Below are 14,650 nucleotides of genomic sequence, written 5' to 3' on the forward strand. Positions count from 1 at the left end.
GCGCGGGTCAGGGTCGGGCGGGCTCGATCCGGGCGGTCACGTCGAGGTGCGCCGGTTGGCAGTCGGCGGTCGTCGCGAACCGGCGGACCGCGGCGTGGACGTGTTCGCGTACACCGGTGGCCCGGGCGTCGGAGGTCAGGTCCATCCGGATCCACACGTCCGGGCGTGGCGGGGGACCGGTGAGCACCACCCGCGCCCGGCGGACCCCGGGGTTGCCGGTCAGGTCGCGTTCCAGCGCGTGGGCGAGCACCTCGGTGGACAGCCGGGTCCGGCCGGGGTGGTGCCCGCGGCGGCTCAGCGTGCCCCGCAACTCCTCGCCGGGCCGGCGCAGCTCCCGGCTCAGCAGGCGCTGCCCGGCGAGGGCCACCAGCACTCCGGTGACCGAGGCGGCCAGGGTGCTCCACGGCGCGGCCAGCCGCCACGCGTCCCGCAGCCCTGCGCCCAGCAGCACCGCGTCGGGGTCGCCGCCGGGCACCTGACCGAAGCTGACGACCAGCGCGGCCGCGCCGCCCAGCACCAGGAGCAGCGCCACGATGGTCCACAGCAGTCGGTGCGCGGCGTCGCTCATGCGGGCCGCCCCTGGGGCAGCAGCCGGATCTCGATCCGGCCGGCGTCGTGTGCGACGAGCCGACCCAGCTCGTGGCGCACCGCGAACTCGACCTCGGCGCGGGCGGTGGGGTCGCCGGTGGCGCGTACCCGGGGATGCCACTGGTCGCCGCGCCGGCGGACCCGCACCCGGGCCCGGCGTACGCCCGGCACGGCGCCCGCCGCGTCGGCCAGCCGGCGCTCCACACAGCGGCGCCGCAGGTACCAGCCGTCCCGCTCGTCGACACGCAGCCGCACCGGTGTCCAGCGGCGCAACTGGGCCGCCAGGACGACCAGGCCGAGAAGGACCGACCCGCCGGCTGCCGTACGGACCTCCCGGTCGCTCCAGCGAAGGGTGGACAGCGCCTCGTACCAGCCGGTAGGGGTGAGCAGCGGCGCCGGGCGACCCACCGCGACCAGCAGCGCCTGCACGGCCAGCAGTGTGCCGCCGACGAGCAGGGCGGCGCCCAGCAGCAGCGATGCCAGCCGGTTGGCGGTCCGCATGGTCAGACTCCGGCCGTCCGGTCGCTGGTCCGGTCCGTCACCTCGTCGTCGGTGACGTCGACGCCGGGGACGAGCAGGTCGTCCACCGTGACGGTCACCGTCTGCACCGTGAGCCGGGTGTCGGCGGCCACCCGGTCGGCGACCGCCGCCCGGACCGCGTCGGCGACGGCGGGCACGCTGTGGCCGTACCAGGTGATCAGACGCAGGTCGAGGCTCACGGACCGGTCGTCCAGGCGGACCGTGGCCGGGTGGGCGCCGGAGACGCCGGGCACCGCGGCGGCCGCGTCGGCAGCGATGCGCGCGATGTCCGCCGCCCCGGCCGGGCCTCGTTCCCGCCGGTCCGGAGCGGTTGGCGCACTCGGAGCGGGTCGGGCGGCGACGCCGACACCCGGGGCGGTGGTCGGTGTCGCCGGGCGGGCGGTGGTCGGCGCCGGGGCGAGGCGATGGTGCCGTCCCGCTCGGCCGGCGCGCGGTCGCCGGAGGATGGTCGGGTCGCCGGCCAGCCGGGGTCGACCGGTACGTCGAGGGGGGTCGCCCGGACGCCCGCTCGCGCCCGGGCCGTTTCCGGGAAGGACCCCGAACTGCTGTCGCGACATGCTGACCTCCCGGCCGGTCCACTACCGGCGACCCGGCTGGATACACCGGGCGGGGACCTCTGGAACACCGCCGAGCTGTGATACGGGTCACAGCGCCAGGTCGGTCGCTGGCGCGGTGGTGCGTGTCTTGGCACGCTTCTACAACGTTGTAAGGATCGCTCCGCCCCCGAGGAGGCCCCCGATGCGCGCTACCCCGGCCGCGGCACCCGCCGCCCACCCCACACCTGACGGTGACGAGGTGCCCCTCGAGGCACTCGGCGATCTCTACCGCGACGGCATCACGGCCTGCCGTGGCGCCTTCGACCCGGCCTGGGTCGAACAGGTGGGCGAGGACGTCGCCGCCGCCTTCGAGGAGGCGCGCTCCCGCCCCGACGGAGCCGTCGGTCGTGGCCCGCAGCGCTGGTACGTGGAGATCCATCCGGAACAGCTACGCGGCTTCGTCGAGCTGGTCACCCATCCGTGGGTGGTGTCGGTCTGCCAAGCGGTGCTCGGCCCGGAGTACGAGATCGTCGAGCTGGGCTTCGACATCCCCTTCCCCGGGGCGGCGATGCAGCCCTGGCACCGGGACTTCCCGATGCCGGAGGAGACCCGGCGACAGCGGCGCCTCACCTCGCTGGCGTTCAACCTGACCACCGTCGACACGGTGGAGGAGATGGGGCCGTTCGAGATCGCCCCCGGCACCCAGTGGGACGACGGCGCCGAATTCGACCACGAGATGTTCCCGCCCCGGGAGCGCTACGCCCGCTACCAGCAGCGGGCGGTGCGCAAGTACCCGCAACGCGGAGACATCTCGGCCCGGTCGGCGCTGACCATCCACCGCGGCACCCCGAACATCTCCCAGTCGGCCCGCCCGGTCCTCGTGCTCGGCGTGGACGCGCCCGGCGCCGGCAACGCTGCCCACCACGACATGGCCGTCACCCACGGCTACTGGGAGTGCCTGCCCGAGCTGGTCCGGGAGCACCTGCCCTGCCCGGTGGTGGAGCGGTTGGAGCCGATCCGGCAGAAGCACACCATCGAGGGCCTGGTGATGGGCGCCGCCGAGTAGACACCGGCCGCACCGCCGAGGCGCGGGCCATGATCGACCACCTAGACTCGGCGCGGCTCGACCGACCGGCGGATGGATCAGGCAGATGACGAGCACCGTCAGCGACGATCGCGGCTGGCTGCGGGCCGTGCCCGCCGACGGCGCGCTGTTCACCCGCGCCGGCCACCACGTCTACCCGGCGCGCCGGCTCAGCGAGCTGGTCCAGGGGCGTCCGCCGGGTGTCACCGGCAGCCAGTGGAGTACGGCCAGCCGGGCCGGCTTCGACTTCGTGATCTGCGCCGTCGACACCGGCCGCCCGATCGTCGCCGTGGAGATCGGCCCCGTCGCAGCGGCCGGCTCGGCGCAGCAGCGCGCCGAACGGCTCAAGGACGCGGTGAGCGCGGCGGTGGGCCTGCCGGTGCTGCGGATCGGGTCGCCGACGTTGCGGGCGGCCGAGCACGGCCGACGTCTGGTGGAGTACGTGCTCGACGCGCGCGCCTACGCGGCGGGCGGTGCCGGGGCGAGCGGTGCCGGGGGCGAGGCCGCACCGGTGGGTTTCCGGGACATCCTCGGCCGGCTGCCGGACGGTCGCACCGGACCGGTCAACGACCTCGGCGCGCTGGCCCGCGCGGCGGCCGTCGAGGCGTACGTGGGACGGCAGTTGGCCGACCCGATCGTGCGCGGGTTGCACGTGCGGTGGGCGGACGGCCCGGCGCAGGGGTGGAGCTGGGTGCACGTCCGACCCGACGCGTGCCTGGTGGAGCGGGTCTCGGTGACCGAACACCGGTTCTCCTGCGGCATCGACACGGCCCGGCTGGCCGAGGATCTCGCCACGGTCGCCGTCGGCGAGCGACTGCGCGCCGCCGAGATCGGCGGTCAGGAACTGCTGCCGCGTGCCCAATTGACCGCCGAGATCGTCGCGCTGAGCCAGCGCCGGCACGAGCTGGCCGGTGGCTTCGCGTTCGACCACCTCTGTGCCGACTGACCGGCACCTTTTCACCTGCTGACGCTTCTTGCCACCGGCTCCCCCCGGGGCCGCGGCAATTTTCTGTGCGCCGGTTGAACCTTCCCGGGCGCCGTCCCGTACTCCTGCGCGAATGAACAGGATCTCCCATCCGCGTCGACCGGGCGCGGGAGACGGTGCGGAAAGGGCATCGTCGGCCATCGACACGTTACGGGGTAGGTCACGGTGGTCGCCGCCGTGCCGTGCCATCTCACATCCGTCGGTCCGCCGAGGGCAGGAATCCACTACCGGATCGAGAAGGAGAGCAATTCGATGCGCAGGTCCACTCGGGCGCGCCGGTCATCCGGCAACGCGCGGAGCAAGCGTCTGCTGGCCGTTGTCGGCACGCTCGTGGTCTTTGGCGGAGTCGTCGCCGTGACCCAGATCTCGTCGGCCCAGGACCGGCGGACGAACAAGCCGCGACCGGCTGCGGGGCAGTGCGTGGAACCGAGCCCGGGCGCCACCGCGCCGACCGGCGGCGGTTCGACCACCCGGACCTGGCAGAACGGTCGGTGGGTGCGCAACCACTGGGGTGACGGACAGCAGTCGGTCACTGAGTGTGAGGACGGCAAGGACGGTACGGCCGGCACCGGCTCGGCCGTCGCCTGCCCGGACGTGACGGCGAAGCTGCCGCAGGTGCCGGACCGGGCGCGGGCCGAGGTGGACCGCAACCTCGCGCAGTTGCAGTCCCAGATCGCCGAGGCCGACCGCCGGCTGGCCGCCGAGGGCAGCAAGGGTGAAGCCTTCATCCGCACCTCGATCCTCCAGCCGCTGGCCGCGAAGCGGCGTGCGGTGCTGGACCGGATCACGACGGCCATCGACCGGGTCGGGCCTCGCCCGCAGGGTCTGGCGCAGCTCGCCGAGTGCCAGGTGCAGCCGACCGGCGGCAGCAACGGTGGAAACACCGGTGGCAACAATGGTGGGAGCACCGGAGGCGGTAACACCGGTGGCGGCAACACCGGCGGCGGCAACACCGGCGGCGGCAACACCGGAGGCGGCAACACCGGCGGCGGAAACAACGGTGGCAACGCCCCCGGCGCCGGGCTCGGCGTGCTGGCCAACGACTGCGACGAGAGCCAGCTCCAGCCGCACGACGGCTTCCAGAACGGCAACCGCTGCGTGAGCACCGAATTCGGTGAGGTCGGCGCGGCCGCCAACAACCCGTCGCTGCTGATCACCCAGTTCCCCGGGCAGGTCGGCCGCAACCAGGCCTTCACCCTGCGGGTCAGCACCCGCAACCTGATCCGGGACCGCTTCCTCGCGGCGGGCCAGGGCGGCTACTACGTGGAGAGCTCGCTGCTCAACGAGCAGGGTCTGGTCCGCGGGCACTTCCACACCGCCTGCCGGATGCTGGACAGCCTGACCGCTCCGCCCGAGCCGCAGGAGGTGCCCGCGTTCTTCGTCGCCACCGAGGACGGGCGCGGAAGTGCCCAGCCGGACGAGGTGACCATCCAGATCCCGGGTCTGCCGGAGTCGGGCACCGCGCAGTGTGCGGTCTGGGCCGGCGACGGTTCGCACCGGTTGCCGATGATGGAACGCGCCAACCAGACACCGGCGTTCGACGCGGTACGTATCGAGGTCAACTGAATCTGAGTACCGGCGGCGGCCGGTCGCCCGGGGCGGACGACCCGGGTGGCCGGCCGCCGCGCCGTGCGCCTACGGCGCGTAGCGGCGGGCAGTGACCCGGCCCGAAAGACGGCTGCGGACAATCCGACGGGGCCACGCCGTTTCCGGCGGGACCCCGTCTGTCGTTCGCCGATCAGCGGTTCTTGTACGCCTCGACCACCTCGACCGGGATGCGGCCCCGTTCGGAAATCTTGTAGCCGTTCTTGACAGCCCATTCCCGGATGGCCCGGTTCTGCTCCCGATCCATTCCGGCGCCGCTGGGTCGCCCCGGCCGCCGGACTGCCCGAGTGCTCTCCACCGGGCCGCCCCGCCCGATCCGCCGACCCGCATTGATGTACGGATCCAACGCCTTGCGCAGGACGCCGGCATTCTCGTCCGAGACATCGATCGTGTAGGCCACGCCGTCGAGGCTGAACTCGACCGTACGGTCTGCCTTCCCACCGTCGAGGTCGTCGGTCAGCACCGTGATTACTTTTCTCGCCATTGCCGATTACTCCCTGTGTGTGGCGGGATGTGTCCAAAGTCTGACCCACCACCCGGGGAAACCGCAACAATATGCGCCCTTTTCATTTCGGCGCGTCGCGATTCTGTCGTCGTATAACAGCGAACGGCGCCGAATCGGGAGCCGACCGGCCTTCATTCGCCGAGCAGGCCGGCGTGGCCGGCGGCGGCGGCGGCCTCCGCCCGGGTGGATACCCGCAGCTTTCGCAGCAGCGTGGCGGTCATCCGTTTCACCGTCCGCTCCGAAACGTGCAGTTCCTCGGCGATGTCGACGGTGTTGCGGCCGGCGGCGATCGCCCGCAGCAGGCGGCGTTCCTCGTCGTCCAGGTCGACCGGTGCGGCCCGCGAGGGCCGCAGCACGGCCCGCAGCAGGTCCGCCGGCAGCACCGCCCAGCCGTCGAGGATGGCCAGCAGCGGGGGCAGCAGCTCCTCCGGCTCGCTGGTCTTCGGCAGGTACCCCTCGGCGCCGGCCCGCAGAGCGTCCAGTGCGGGCGCCGGGTCCGTGGAACCGGACATCGCCACCACCCGTACCCGTGGTGTCGTCCGCCGGATGGCGGCCACCGCCCGGATGCCGCCCGGCGCGGGCATGTGGAGGTCGACCAGGGCGAGGTCGGGCATGCAACGGCTGACCATGGCGGCTGCGGCGGAGGCGTCGCCGGTCGAGCCGACCACCTCGGCCCGGTTGTCGGTGCTCAACGGGAGCAGCAGTTCCAGGCCGCGAACGAAGAGGGGGTGGTCGTCCACGACGGCGAGTCTGATAGTGGGGGTGCCCGGCATGTCTGGGCCGTTCCCCAGCGGGTACCGATCATGCGGCTACGCACCGAACGAGGGGAGTCGGTTGGATGCGCGCACGTCACGGTCTGCAGGGGTTGTTGCGAGGATTGCGACGGGCGGAACCCGGACCGGGTGACAGACGGCTCTCGGACGCCGATTCCGACCTGCTGCTGCGCGTGCTGTGCCACGAGTTTCGTACCCCGGTGAGCACCCTGACCTCGCTGACCCGGGCCCTGGCCGACGAGCGCCGGGAGCTGACCGGCGCCGACCGCCGCGCGATCAGCGAGCTGGCCCGCGATCAGGCGGCCCACCTGCAGAACCTGCTGCGTGACGCGACCGCCGGCACCGGTGCACTGGCACTGGCCACCCAACCGGAGCCGACGGTGCCGTTGGCCGGGATCCTGCGGGAGGCGGCCGCCCTGGTGCCGGCACACCGTCGGACGGCCCGAGCCACCATGCGCGCCGGCTCCTGCCCGGTGCCGGCCGGACGTACCCGGCAGGTGCTGGTGAACCTGGTGCAGAACGCGCTGCGGCACGGCCCGGCGGAGGGGCAGATCGGGCTCTACGCCGCGCTGCGCGGCGACGGCCTGAGCATCCTCGTCACCGACGAGGGGCGGGTGGACGACGCGCTGCTGACCGCGGTGCGCCGGCCGGCGCCCGGCGGCGGGATGTCCGGGCTGGGGCTGTGGATCGTGCGGCAGTTGGTCGCGGTGGACGGCGGAGCCGTCCGCGTGCACCGGGTGCGCCCACGTGGCGTGGCGCTCGAGGTGCTGCTGCCGAGCTGCCGTCCGGTGGTCTGACCCCGACGGGACACGAGATGGCCCGGACGGGTCAGCGGCGTGGGAACCCCCTCGTTACCAGCTTCCCGGCACCGAGGAGGACACATGTTCAGCCACGTCAAGGACCTGCAGTTCGAGGCCAAACCGGACGGCCCGGACGCTGCGTTCGCCCGACGCCTGCAGGAGATCCTGGGCGGCAAGTGGGGCGAGATGACGGTCGCCAACCAGTACCTCTACCAGGGGTGGAACTGCCGGCTGCCCGGCAAGTACAAGGACCTGCTGCTCGACGTCGGTACCGAGGAGATGGGCCACGTCGAGATGATCGCCACGATGATCACCCGACTGCTGGAGAACGCGCCGCTGTCACTCCAGGAGGCGGCGGACGACAACCCGATGGTCGGCGCCATCTACGCCGGGTCGAATCCGGCGCACTTCATCCACGGCGGTGGCGGCGCGCTGCCGGCCGACTCCAACGGAGTGCCGTGGAGCGGCGCGTTCGTCACCGCCAGCGGCAACCTGATGGCCGACTTCCAGCTCAACGTCACCGCGGAGGCGCAGGGGCGGCTCCAGGTGTCGCGGCTGTTCAACATGACCGACGACCCGGGCGTGAAGCAGATGCTGCGTTTCCTGCTGGCCCGCGACACCATGCACCAGAACATGTGGCTCGCGGCCATCGAGCAGCTCAAGGAGGACGGCCTGGAGGAGATGCCGGTGCCGGACGCCTTCCCCGACTCGAAGGAGTTCACCAAGGAGTGGAGTTACACCTACCTGGACTTCTCACCGGGCACCGACGCGTCCGAGGGCCGCTGGGCCTCCGGGCCCAGCCCGGACGGCAAGGGCGAGTTCACCTACGACCACAGCCCGCGCGCCCACGCCCCCGAACCGGTCCTGGCCCCGGGTGATCCGCGCCTGTACGGCACCAACCCCGGCGTCGCCGGTGGTGTCGTGACCAAGGTCAAGAGCAAGGTCACCTGACGCCGTCCCGCCGGGCCGCTCCCGTGTGGTGGGCGGCCCGGCGCCTGTCGCTCTGTGGAGGTGTGCCGTGACCGATCTCGTGCTCCGTCCGCTCGCGGACGCGTTCATGCAGGTGGGCGTCTACGTGGCCGTGCTGGTCGCGCTCTTCGGCTGGCTGCGATGGCGCTACGGCGACCGGGCGACCGACGGCCTGACCCGGCGCCCCCGACTCGGCCCGCTGGTCGGGGCGCTGCTCGGGGTGAGCCCCGGCTGTGGCGGGGCCATCGTCCTCATGCCGCTGTACGCCCGCGGAAAGGTCTCCTTCGGTACCGTGGTCGCCGCCCTGGCGGCCACCATGGGGGACTCGTCGTGGGTGGTGCTGGCCTGGAACCCCCTGTTCGCGTTGAAGATCCACCTGCTGCTCTTCGCGGTCGGCCTCGTCACCGGGTACGTCGTCGACGCGCTCGGTATCGATCCGGCCCGGACTCCGCGCCGGAGGTCCGCCACGGACGCCCCACGCGCCGAGGTCGTTCCCGTCGGCGCGGGCCCGGCCGTCCCGGCGCTTCCGGTCGGCGCGTCCGCCCCGGCCGGCCTCGTCGCCGCCGGCGGTCCGGACCTGGCCGGCGCGCGGCGGTTGCTCGCCGGGCTGCTGCCGCGGGTGCCCGCGTCCACGGCGTTCTGGGGTCTGACCACCCCGGCGTTCCTGGTCTCCGTGCCGGTGGTCTTCCAGCTGGTCGACCCCGACGCGCTCACCCGCACCCTGGGTGGGCTCGACCCGTACCTGGCGCTCGGCGTGCTCGGCACGCTGACCGCCGTGCTGATCTTCGCGTCCGGCGGGGGCCGGTTGGCCGACGACAGCCTGGAGACCGCGCAACCCCGCTCGATCCGGGCCACGATGCGGCACAGCGCGCACGAGGCGTCCTTCGTCACCGTGTGGGTGGCGGTGGCCTACGTCAGCTGGCAGATCGTCACCACCACCACCGGCTTCGACGGCTCCCAACTGGCCGTCACCGGGCTGGTCGGTGTGCTGATCGGCGCCACCATCGGCCTCATCCCGGGATGCGCGGTGCAGATCGTCTTCACCGGGCTGTACGTCAGCGGCGGGCTGCCGCTGCCCACCCTGGTCGCCAACGCGATCAGCCAGGACGGCGACGCGCTGATCCCGCTGGCTGCCATGCGGCGGCACTCCGCGGTGCTGGCCACCGTGATCACCACGATCCCGGCCGCGGCCGTCGGCGCCGCGCTGCTCGTCCTGCTCTGACCGACCCTCCGCACCAGAAGGAGAGAGATGTCCTCCGTCGTCGCACCCTCCCGGGAGACCGGCGTGGTCCCCCTGTCCCGTACGCGGGTGAAGCTGGTGGTCTTCGCCGCGCTGACCCTGGTCGCCGCCGCCGCCGGGCTGCCCGGCCGGATCGTGGTCGCCCTGGCCGCGATCAGCCTGGCCATCCCGCTGGCCGTGGCGGTGGCCGGCGGTGGCCGACTGGTCTGTGAGCTGCTGCTTCCCGGTCGCCACCCCACCGCGGACAGTGGTCTGGGTCACACCCCGGAACAAGGGGAACGCTTTGTTACTTGAGTGAGACACGCTCAAGTCAACGCGATAGCAGGTGTTCGATGGCAACTCTTCCGGTACTTCCCCTGACCGACGCCGTGCTGCTGCCCGGCATGGTCATCCCGGTGACCCTCGACCCGACCACTCAGGCCGCGGTCGACGCAGCCCGCGCGACCGGCGACCGCAAGCTGCTCGCCGTGCCCCGCATCGACGGTGAGTACGGCCCCGTCGGCACGGTCGCCACCATCGAGAAGGTGGGCCGGCTGCCCGATGGTGAGCCCGCCGCCGTCATCCGTGGCCTGTCCCGGGCCCGGATCGGCTCCGGCGTGCCCGGCCCCGGCGCCGCCCTCTGGGTCGAGGCGACCGAACTCGACGAACCCGCCCCCGCCGGACGGGCCCGTGAACTCGCCCGCGAGTACCGCGCCCTGACGACCTCCGTGCTCCAGCAGCGTGGGGCCTGGCAGGTCATCGACGCCATGGAGCGGATGACCGACCTCTCCGAGCTGGCCGACTCGGCCGGCTACGCGCCCTGGTTGAGTCTGGAGCAGAAGACCGAACTGCTCGTCGCGCCGGACGTCACCGCCCGGCTGGAGCTGCTGGTCGGCTGGGTCAAGGAGCACCTGGCCGAGCAGGAGGTCACCGAGCAGATCAACACCGACGTCCGGGAGGGGCTGGAGAAGTCCCAGCGGGAGTTCCTGCTCCGCCAGCAGCTCGCCGCGATCCGCAAGGAGTTGGGTGAGGACGAGCCGGACGGCTCGGCCGACTACCGCTCCCGGGTGGAGGGCGCCGACCTGCCGGAGAAGGTCCGCGAGGCGGCCATGCGCGAGGTCGGCAAGCTGGAGCGGGCCAGTGACGCCTCTCCGGAGGCCGGCTGGATCCGTACCTGGCTGGACACCGTCCTCGAGATGCCGTGGGGTACGCGTACCCAGGACAACACCGACCTCGGCGAGGCCCGGGCGGTGCTCGACGCCGACCACGCCGGCCTGGCCGACGTGAAGGACCGCATCCTGGAGTACCTCGCGGTGCGCAACCGCCGGGCCGAGCGCAACCTCGGCGTGGTCGGCGGTCGCGGCTCCGGCGCGGTGCTCGCCCTCGCCGGCCCGCCCGGGGTCGGCAAGACCAGCCTCGGTGAGTCCGTCGCCCGGGCGCTCGGCCGCAACTTCGTCCGGGTCTCGCTCGGCGGCGTGCGCGACGAGGCCGAGATCCGCGGCCACCGGCGCACCTACGTCGGCGCGCTGCCCGGTCGGATCGTGCGTGCCCTGCGCGAGGCCGGCTCGATGAACCCGGTCGTGCTCCTCGACGAGGTGGACAAGCTGGCCGCCGGCTACGCCGGCGACCCCGCCGCCGCCCTGCTGGAGGTGCTCGACCCGGCCCAGAACCACACCTTCCGGGACCACTACCTGGAGGTCGACCTCGACCTGTCCGACGTGCTCTTCCTGGCCACCGCCAACGTGGTGGAGTCCATCCCCGGTCCGCTGCTGGACCGGATGGAACTGGTCACCCTGGACGGGTACACCGAGGACGAGAAGGTCGCCATCGCCCGCGACCACCTGCTGCCACGGCAGCGGGAGCGGGCGGGGCTGACCGCCGACGAGGTGAGCATCGCCGACGATGCCCTGGCGCTGATCGCGGGGGAGTACACGCGGGAGGCCGGGGTCCGGCAACTCGAGCGTGCTCTGGCCAAGATCCTGCGCAAGGTGGCGGTGGCGCTGGCGACCGACCCGACGCCGGTACGCGTCGACACCGGGAACCTCGCCGGCTACCTGGGCCGGCCGAAGTTCACCCCGGAGTCGGCCGAGCGCACCGCGGTGCCCGGCGTGGCCACCGGCCTCGCCGTCACGGGCGCCGGCGGGGACGTCCTCTTCATCGAGGCGACCAGCATGGAGGGCGAGCCGGGGCTGACCCTGACCGGCCAGCTCGGTGACGTGATGAAGGAGTCGGCGCACATCGCCCTCTCCTACCTGCGCTCGAACGGGCGCCGGCTCGGCATCGACCCGAACGCCCTGGCCGGGCGCAGGATCCACCTGCACGTCCCGGCGGGCGCGGTGCCCAAGGACGGTCCGAGCGCCGGCATCACCATGGTGACCGCGCTCGCCTCACTGGTCACCGGCCGTCCGGTCCGCCCGGAGTTCGGGATGACCGGCGAGGTGACGCTCTCCGGGCGGGTGCTGCCGATCGGCGGGGTGAAGCAGAAGCTGCTCGCCGCGCACCGGGCGGGCCTCACCGAGGTGATCATCCCGGCGCGCAACGAGCCGGACCTGGACGACCTGCCGACCGAGGTGCGTTCGGCGCTGACCGTGCACACCCTGGCCGACGTGGCCGACGTGCTCGCCCTGGCGCTGCGCCCGGCCGACGTCGAGTCGCTGGACGGCCCGGCGCTCGCCGCGGCCTGACGTTCGGCAACGAAGCCCCCGCCGTCTCCGGACGGCGGGGGCTTCGTGCTGTACGAGTCGATCGAGGAACCGTACTGTCGCGCTTGAACCCTCAACTACCTCTCCGCCGTGAGGCGGTACCCCCCGGAGGAAACCCCCGTGAACGTGCTGCTCTGGATCATCCAGATCCTGCTCGCCGCCGTGTTCGCCGGCGCTGGCGCGGCCAAACTGACCCAGCCCAAGGAGAAGCTCCGCGACCGGATGGGCTGGGTCGACCCGGTCCCGCCGTCCCAGGTCAAGGCACTCGGCGCCGTCGAACTGCTGGCCGCCCTCGGGCTCGTCCTGCCCGCCCTCACCGGCATCGCCACCGTGCTCACCGCGCTGGCCGCCGTCGGGCTGGTCATCGTCATGGTCGGCGGCATCCTGGTGCACGTACGCCGGGCGAAGACCCAGGACACGGCGGACAGGCGCCGCCTCGAGACGCAGGGCGCCGTGGTCTGCGCGGTGCTGCTCGTCCTCGCCGCCGTGGTGGCGTGGGGCCGGTTCGGCCCGTACCCCCTCTGATCCTCCCGCCGGCGACCGTCGGACCCGACGGCCGCCGGCGGCACGCTCAGCGGTCGCCGCCGCGATCCCGGCGCACCGTGGCCTTGCGGCCCTTGATGGTGCTGCCGCGCAGCCCCGCGATCACCTCGTCGGCCACGCCCTGCGGCACCTCCACCAGCGAGAACCGGTCGGCGATCTCGATCGAGCCGATGTCCCGGCCGCTGATCCCGGTCTCACCGGTGATCGCCCCGACCAGGTCCTGCGGGCGGACGCCAGCGCGCCGGCCCAGCCCGATGAAGACCTGGGCGGTGTTACCGCCCCCACGCGGCCGGCCGCCACCGCGCCGGTCACCGCCCCGACCGCCGGCCTCGGGCCGACCCTCGCGCGGGCCGCGCACGGGCACCTGCGGGATCTCCTCCTCGTCGTCCGAACCCGGCGAGGTCACCTCGTGCGCCAACTTCACGGCGGCGAGCGCGACCTCCATCAGGTCGAACTCGTCGGTCAGCGTCTCCACGATCACCCGGAACGGGTCCAGGTCGTCCTCGAGCAGGCTCTCGCGCAGCGCCCCCTGGGTCAGCTCCAGCCGGCGGGTACGCATGTCCGCCACCGTCGGGATCTTGTCGATCGTGATCCGCTGGCCGGTCACCCGCTCGATGGTCTTGAGCATCCGGTGCTCGCGCGGCTCGGCGAGGGTGATGGCCACGCCCTCCCGCCCGGCCCGCCCGACCCGGCCGATCCGGTGCACGTACGACTCCGGCGCCGACGGCACGTCGTAGTTGACCACGTGGGTGAGCTGCTCGACGTCCAGCCCGCGGGCCGCCACGTCGGTGGCCACCAGCAGGTCGGCGGTGCCCGCCCGCAGCCGTCCCATCACCCGGTCGCGCTGCTCCTGGCTCATCCCGCCGTGCAGCGCCTCGGACCGGTAGCCGCGGCCGTTCATCGTCTCGGTCAGCCGGTCGACCTCCTCCCGGCTGCGGCAGAACACGATCGCGGCGGTGGGTGACTCCACGTCCAGCACGCGGCCCAGCGCGGCCGGCTTGTGCGCCCGGGTCACGATGTACGCGCTCTGCCGCACCCGGGGCGCCTCGCCGGCCACCTGCTGCTCCCGGCCGATCTCGATCCGGACCGGCTCGCGCAGGTGCTGGCGGGCCATCCCGTCGATCCGGCCGGGCATGGTGGCCGAGAAGAGCACGGTCTGGCGCTGCGCGGGGGCGTGCTCCAGGATCGCCTCGATGTCCTCGGCGAAGCCCATGTCGAGCATCTCGTCGGCCTCGTCGAGCACCACCGTGGCCAGCCCGCCCAGCCGCAGGGTGCCCCGGGCGATATGGTCCAGAGCCCGCCCCGGGGTGGCCACCACCACGTCGACCCCGCTGTCCAGCGCCCGCAGCTGCCTCCCGATCGGCTGCCCGCCGTAGATCGGCAGCACCCGCGCGCCCAGGTCCTTGCCGTAGCGGTGGAACGCCTCGGAGACCTGCACCGCCAGCTCGCGGGTCGGCACCAGCACCAGCGCCACCGGGTCCCCGCCCTGGCGGTGTGCCGGCATCCGGTTCAGCAGCGGCAGCGCGAACGCCGCCGTCTTGCCGGTGCCGGTGGCGGCCTGACCCAGCAGGTCCCGACCCTCCAGCAGCGGTGGGATCGCCTCCCGCTGGATGGGGGTGGGCTCCTCGTAACCGAGGGCGGCCAGCGCGCCCAGCAGTTCGGCGCGCAGCCCGAGCTCCGTGAAGGCGTGCGCCTCGTCGGAGCCGTCGGGGGTGGTGTCGGTAGGTGCGTCGTGCTGTGCAGGTGCGGAACTCATGCGCCAAGCCTTTCATCACGCCGTCGCACCCGCTGCGCCGACCGG

General features: G+C 73.1%; 15 protein-coding genes. 9 read left to right on the top strand and 6 right to left on the bottom strand.

Going from position 1 to position 14,650, the window contains the following annotated elements; genetic code table 11:
* Positions 1 to 7: 7 nt before the first annotated feature.
* The 3 genes from ACTWLT_RS12900 to ACTWLT_RS12910 are packed head-to-tail and all read right to left on the bottom strand — an operon-like array spanning position 8 to position 1,685.
* Complete coding sequence (locus tag ACTWLT_RS12900) at positions 8 to 568, bottom strand: Asp23/Gls24 family envelope stress response protein (RefSeq protein WP_445318583.1); 561 nt, start codon at positions 566 to 568, stop codon at positions 8 to 10.
* Positions 565 to 1,089, bottom strand: coding sequence for a hypothetical protein (locus ACTWLT_RS12905; RefSeq protein WP_445318584.1), 525 nt, complete (start codon positions 1,087 to 1,089; stop codon positions 565 to 567). The genes ACTWLT_RS12900 and ACTWLT_RS12905 overlap by 4 nt, the downstream gene beginning before the upstream one ends.
* A gap of 2 nt (positions 1,090 to 1,091) precedes the next feature.
* The gene (locus ACTWLT_RS12910; protein ID WP_445318585.1) at positions 1,092 to 1,685 is read right to left on the bottom strand and encodes an Asp23/Gls24 family envelope stress response protein; all 594 of its coding nucleotides are present in this window, start codon (positions 1,683 to 1,685) and stop codon (positions 1,092 to 1,094) included.
* 181 nt (positions 1,686 to 1,866) lie between these two features.
* On the opposite strand from ACTWLT_RS12910, the gene ACTWLT_RS12915 reads away from it, so the two are divergent.
* The 3 genes from ACTWLT_RS12915 to ACTWLT_RS12925 all read left to right on the top strand — a co-directional run bounded on the left by ACTWLT_RS12915 (position 1,867) and on the right by ACTWLT_RS12925 (position 5,299).
* Entirely contained in the window at positions 1,867 to 2,730 is an 864-nt protein-coding gene (locus tag ACTWLT_RS12915) for a phytanoyl-CoA dioxygenase family protein (protein WP_445318586.1), read from the top strand.
* 85 nt (positions 2,731 to 2,815) lie between these two features.
* Entirely contained in the window at positions 2,816 to 3,694 is an 879-nt protein-coding gene (locus tag ACTWLT_RS12920; protein ID WP_445318587.1) for a DUF2726 domain-containing protein, read from the top strand.
* A 291-nt stretch (positions 3,695 to 3,985) separates the two neighbouring features.
* Positions 3,986 to 5,299 carry a hypothetical protein gene (locus ACTWLT_RS12925; protein WP_445318588.1) on the top strand — a complete coding sequence of 438 codons (1,314 nt, stop codon included), beginning with the start codon at positions 3,986 to 3,988 and terminating at the stop codon, positions 5,297 to 5,299.
* A gap of 172 nt (positions 5,300 to 5,471) precedes the next feature.
* Here the strand turns inward: ACTWLT_RS12925 and ACTWLT_RS12930 are convergent, their stop codons facing one another.
* Positions 5,472 to 5,822 (bottom strand): histone-like nucleoid-structuring protein Lsr2, encoded by a 351-nt coding sequence (locus ACTWLT_RS12930; RefSeq protein ID WP_445318589.1) that lies wholly within the window; start codon positions 5,820 to 5,822, stop codon positions 5,472 to 5,474.
* A gap of 152 nt (positions 5,823 to 5,974) precedes the next feature.
* Entirely contained in the window at positions 5,975 to 6,583 is a 609-nt protein-coding gene (locus tag ACTWLT_RS12935; protein WP_445318590.1) for a response regulator, read from the bottom strand.
* Positions 6,584 to 6,816: 233 nt separating this feature from the next.
* On the opposite strand from ACTWLT_RS12935, the gene ACTWLT_RS12940 reads away from it, so the two are divergent.
* The 6 genes from ACTWLT_RS12940 (at position 6,817) to ACTWLT_RS12965 (ending at position 12,831) form a co-directional block, all read left to right on the top strand.
* Positions 6,817 to 7,413: a sensor histidine kinase gene (locus tag ACTWLT_RS12940; protein ID WP_445318591.1), complete on the top strand. Its 597-nt coding sequence runs from the start codon at positions 6,817 to 6,819 to the stop codon at positions 7,411 to 7,413.
* Positions 7,414 to 7,497: 84 nt separating this feature from the next.
* A complete protein-coding gene (locus ACTWLT_RS12945) occupies positions 7,498 to 8,367 on the top strand; it encodes a manganese catalase (RefSeq protein WP_445318592.1) in 870 nt (289 codons plus the stop codon).
* A 67-nt stretch (positions 8,368 to 8,434) separates the two neighbouring features.
* A complete protein-coding gene (locus tag ACTWLT_RS12950) occupies positions 8,435 to 9,607 on the top strand; it encodes a putative manganese transporter (protein WP_445318593.1) in 1,173 nt (390 codons plus the stop codon).
* A 27-nt stretch (positions 9,608 to 9,634) separates the two neighbouring features.
* Positions 9,635 to 9,919, top strand: a complete 285-nt coding sequence (locus tag ACTWLT_RS12955; protein WP_445318594.1) for a hypothetical protein — start codon at positions 9,635 to 9,637, stop codon at positions 9,917 to 9,919.
* Positions 9,920 to 9,957: 38 nt separating this feature from the next.
* Complete coding sequence (gene lon / locus ACTWLT_RS12960; RefSeq protein ID WP_445318595.1) at positions 9,958 to 12,288, top strand: endopeptidase La; 2,331 nt, start codon at positions 9,958 to 9,960, stop codon at positions 12,286 to 12,288.
* A 138-nt stretch (positions 12,289 to 12,426) separates the two neighbouring features.
* Positions 12,427 to 12,831, top strand: coding sequence for a DoxX family protein (locus tag ACTWLT_RS12965; RefSeq protein ID WP_445318596.1), 405 nt, complete (start codon positions 12,427 to 12,429; stop codon positions 12,829 to 12,831).
* A gap of 46 nt (positions 12,832 to 12,877) precedes the next feature.
* Here ACTWLT_RS12965 and ACTWLT_RS12970 read toward each other — a convergent pair whose 3' ends face one another.
* Positions 12,878 to 14,605 carry a DEAD/DEAH box helicase gene (locus tag ACTWLT_RS12970; RefSeq protein WP_252415658.1) on the bottom strand — a complete coding sequence of 576 codons (1,728 nt, stop codon included), beginning with the start codon at positions 14,603 to 14,605 and terminating at the stop codon, positions 12,878 to 12,880.
* Between the last annotated feature and the right edge of the window lie 45 nt (positions 14,606 to 14,650).

It is taken from the genome of Micromonospora yongxingensis (assembly GCF_052601155.1).

Coding starts and splice junctions, on each gene's coding strand:
- ACTWLT_RS12970 (WP_252415658.1), bottom strand. CDS start 14,605: ATGAGTTCCGCACCTGCACAGCACGACGCACCTACCGACACCACCCCC.
- ACTWLT_RS12915 (WP_445318586.1), top strand. CDS start 1,867: ATGCGCGCTACCCCGGCCGCGGCACCCGCCGCCCACCCCACACCTGAC.
- ACTWLT_RS12900 (WP_445318583.1), bottom strand. CDS start 568: ATGAGCGACGCCGCGCACCGACTGCTGTGGACCATCGTGGCGCTGCTC.
- ACTWLT_RS12910 (WP_445318585.1), bottom strand. CDS start 1,685: ATGTCGCGACAGCAGTTCGGGGTCCTTCCCGGAAACGGCCCGGGCGCG.
- ACTWLT_RS12905 (WP_445318584.1), bottom strand. CDS start 1,089: ATGCGGACCGCCAACCGGCTGGCATCGCTGCTGCTGGGCGCCGCCCTG.
- ACTWLT_RS12925 (WP_445318588.1), top strand. CDS start 3,986: ATGCGCAGGTCCACTCGGGCGCGCCGGTCATCCGGCAACGCGCGGAGC.
- ACTWLT_RS12955 (WP_445318594.1), top strand. CDS start 9,635: ATGTCCTCCGTCGTCGCACCCTCCCGGGAGACCGGCGTGGTCCCCCTG.
- lon (WP_445318595.1), top strand. CDS start 9,958: ATGGCAACTCTTCCGGTACTTCCCCTGACCGACGCCGTGCTGCTGCCC.
- ACTWLT_RS12920 (WP_445318587.1), top strand. CDS start 2,816: ATGACGAGCACCGTCAGCGACGATCGCGGCTGGCTGCGGGCCGTGCCC.
- ACTWLT_RS12930 (WP_445318589.1), bottom strand. CDS start 5,822: ATGGCGAGAAAAGTAATCACGGTGCTGACCGACGACCTCGACGGTGGG.
- ACTWLT_RS12945 (WP_445318592.1), top strand. CDS start 7,498: ATGTTCAGCCACGTCAAGGACCTGCAGTTCGAGGCCAAACCGGACGGC.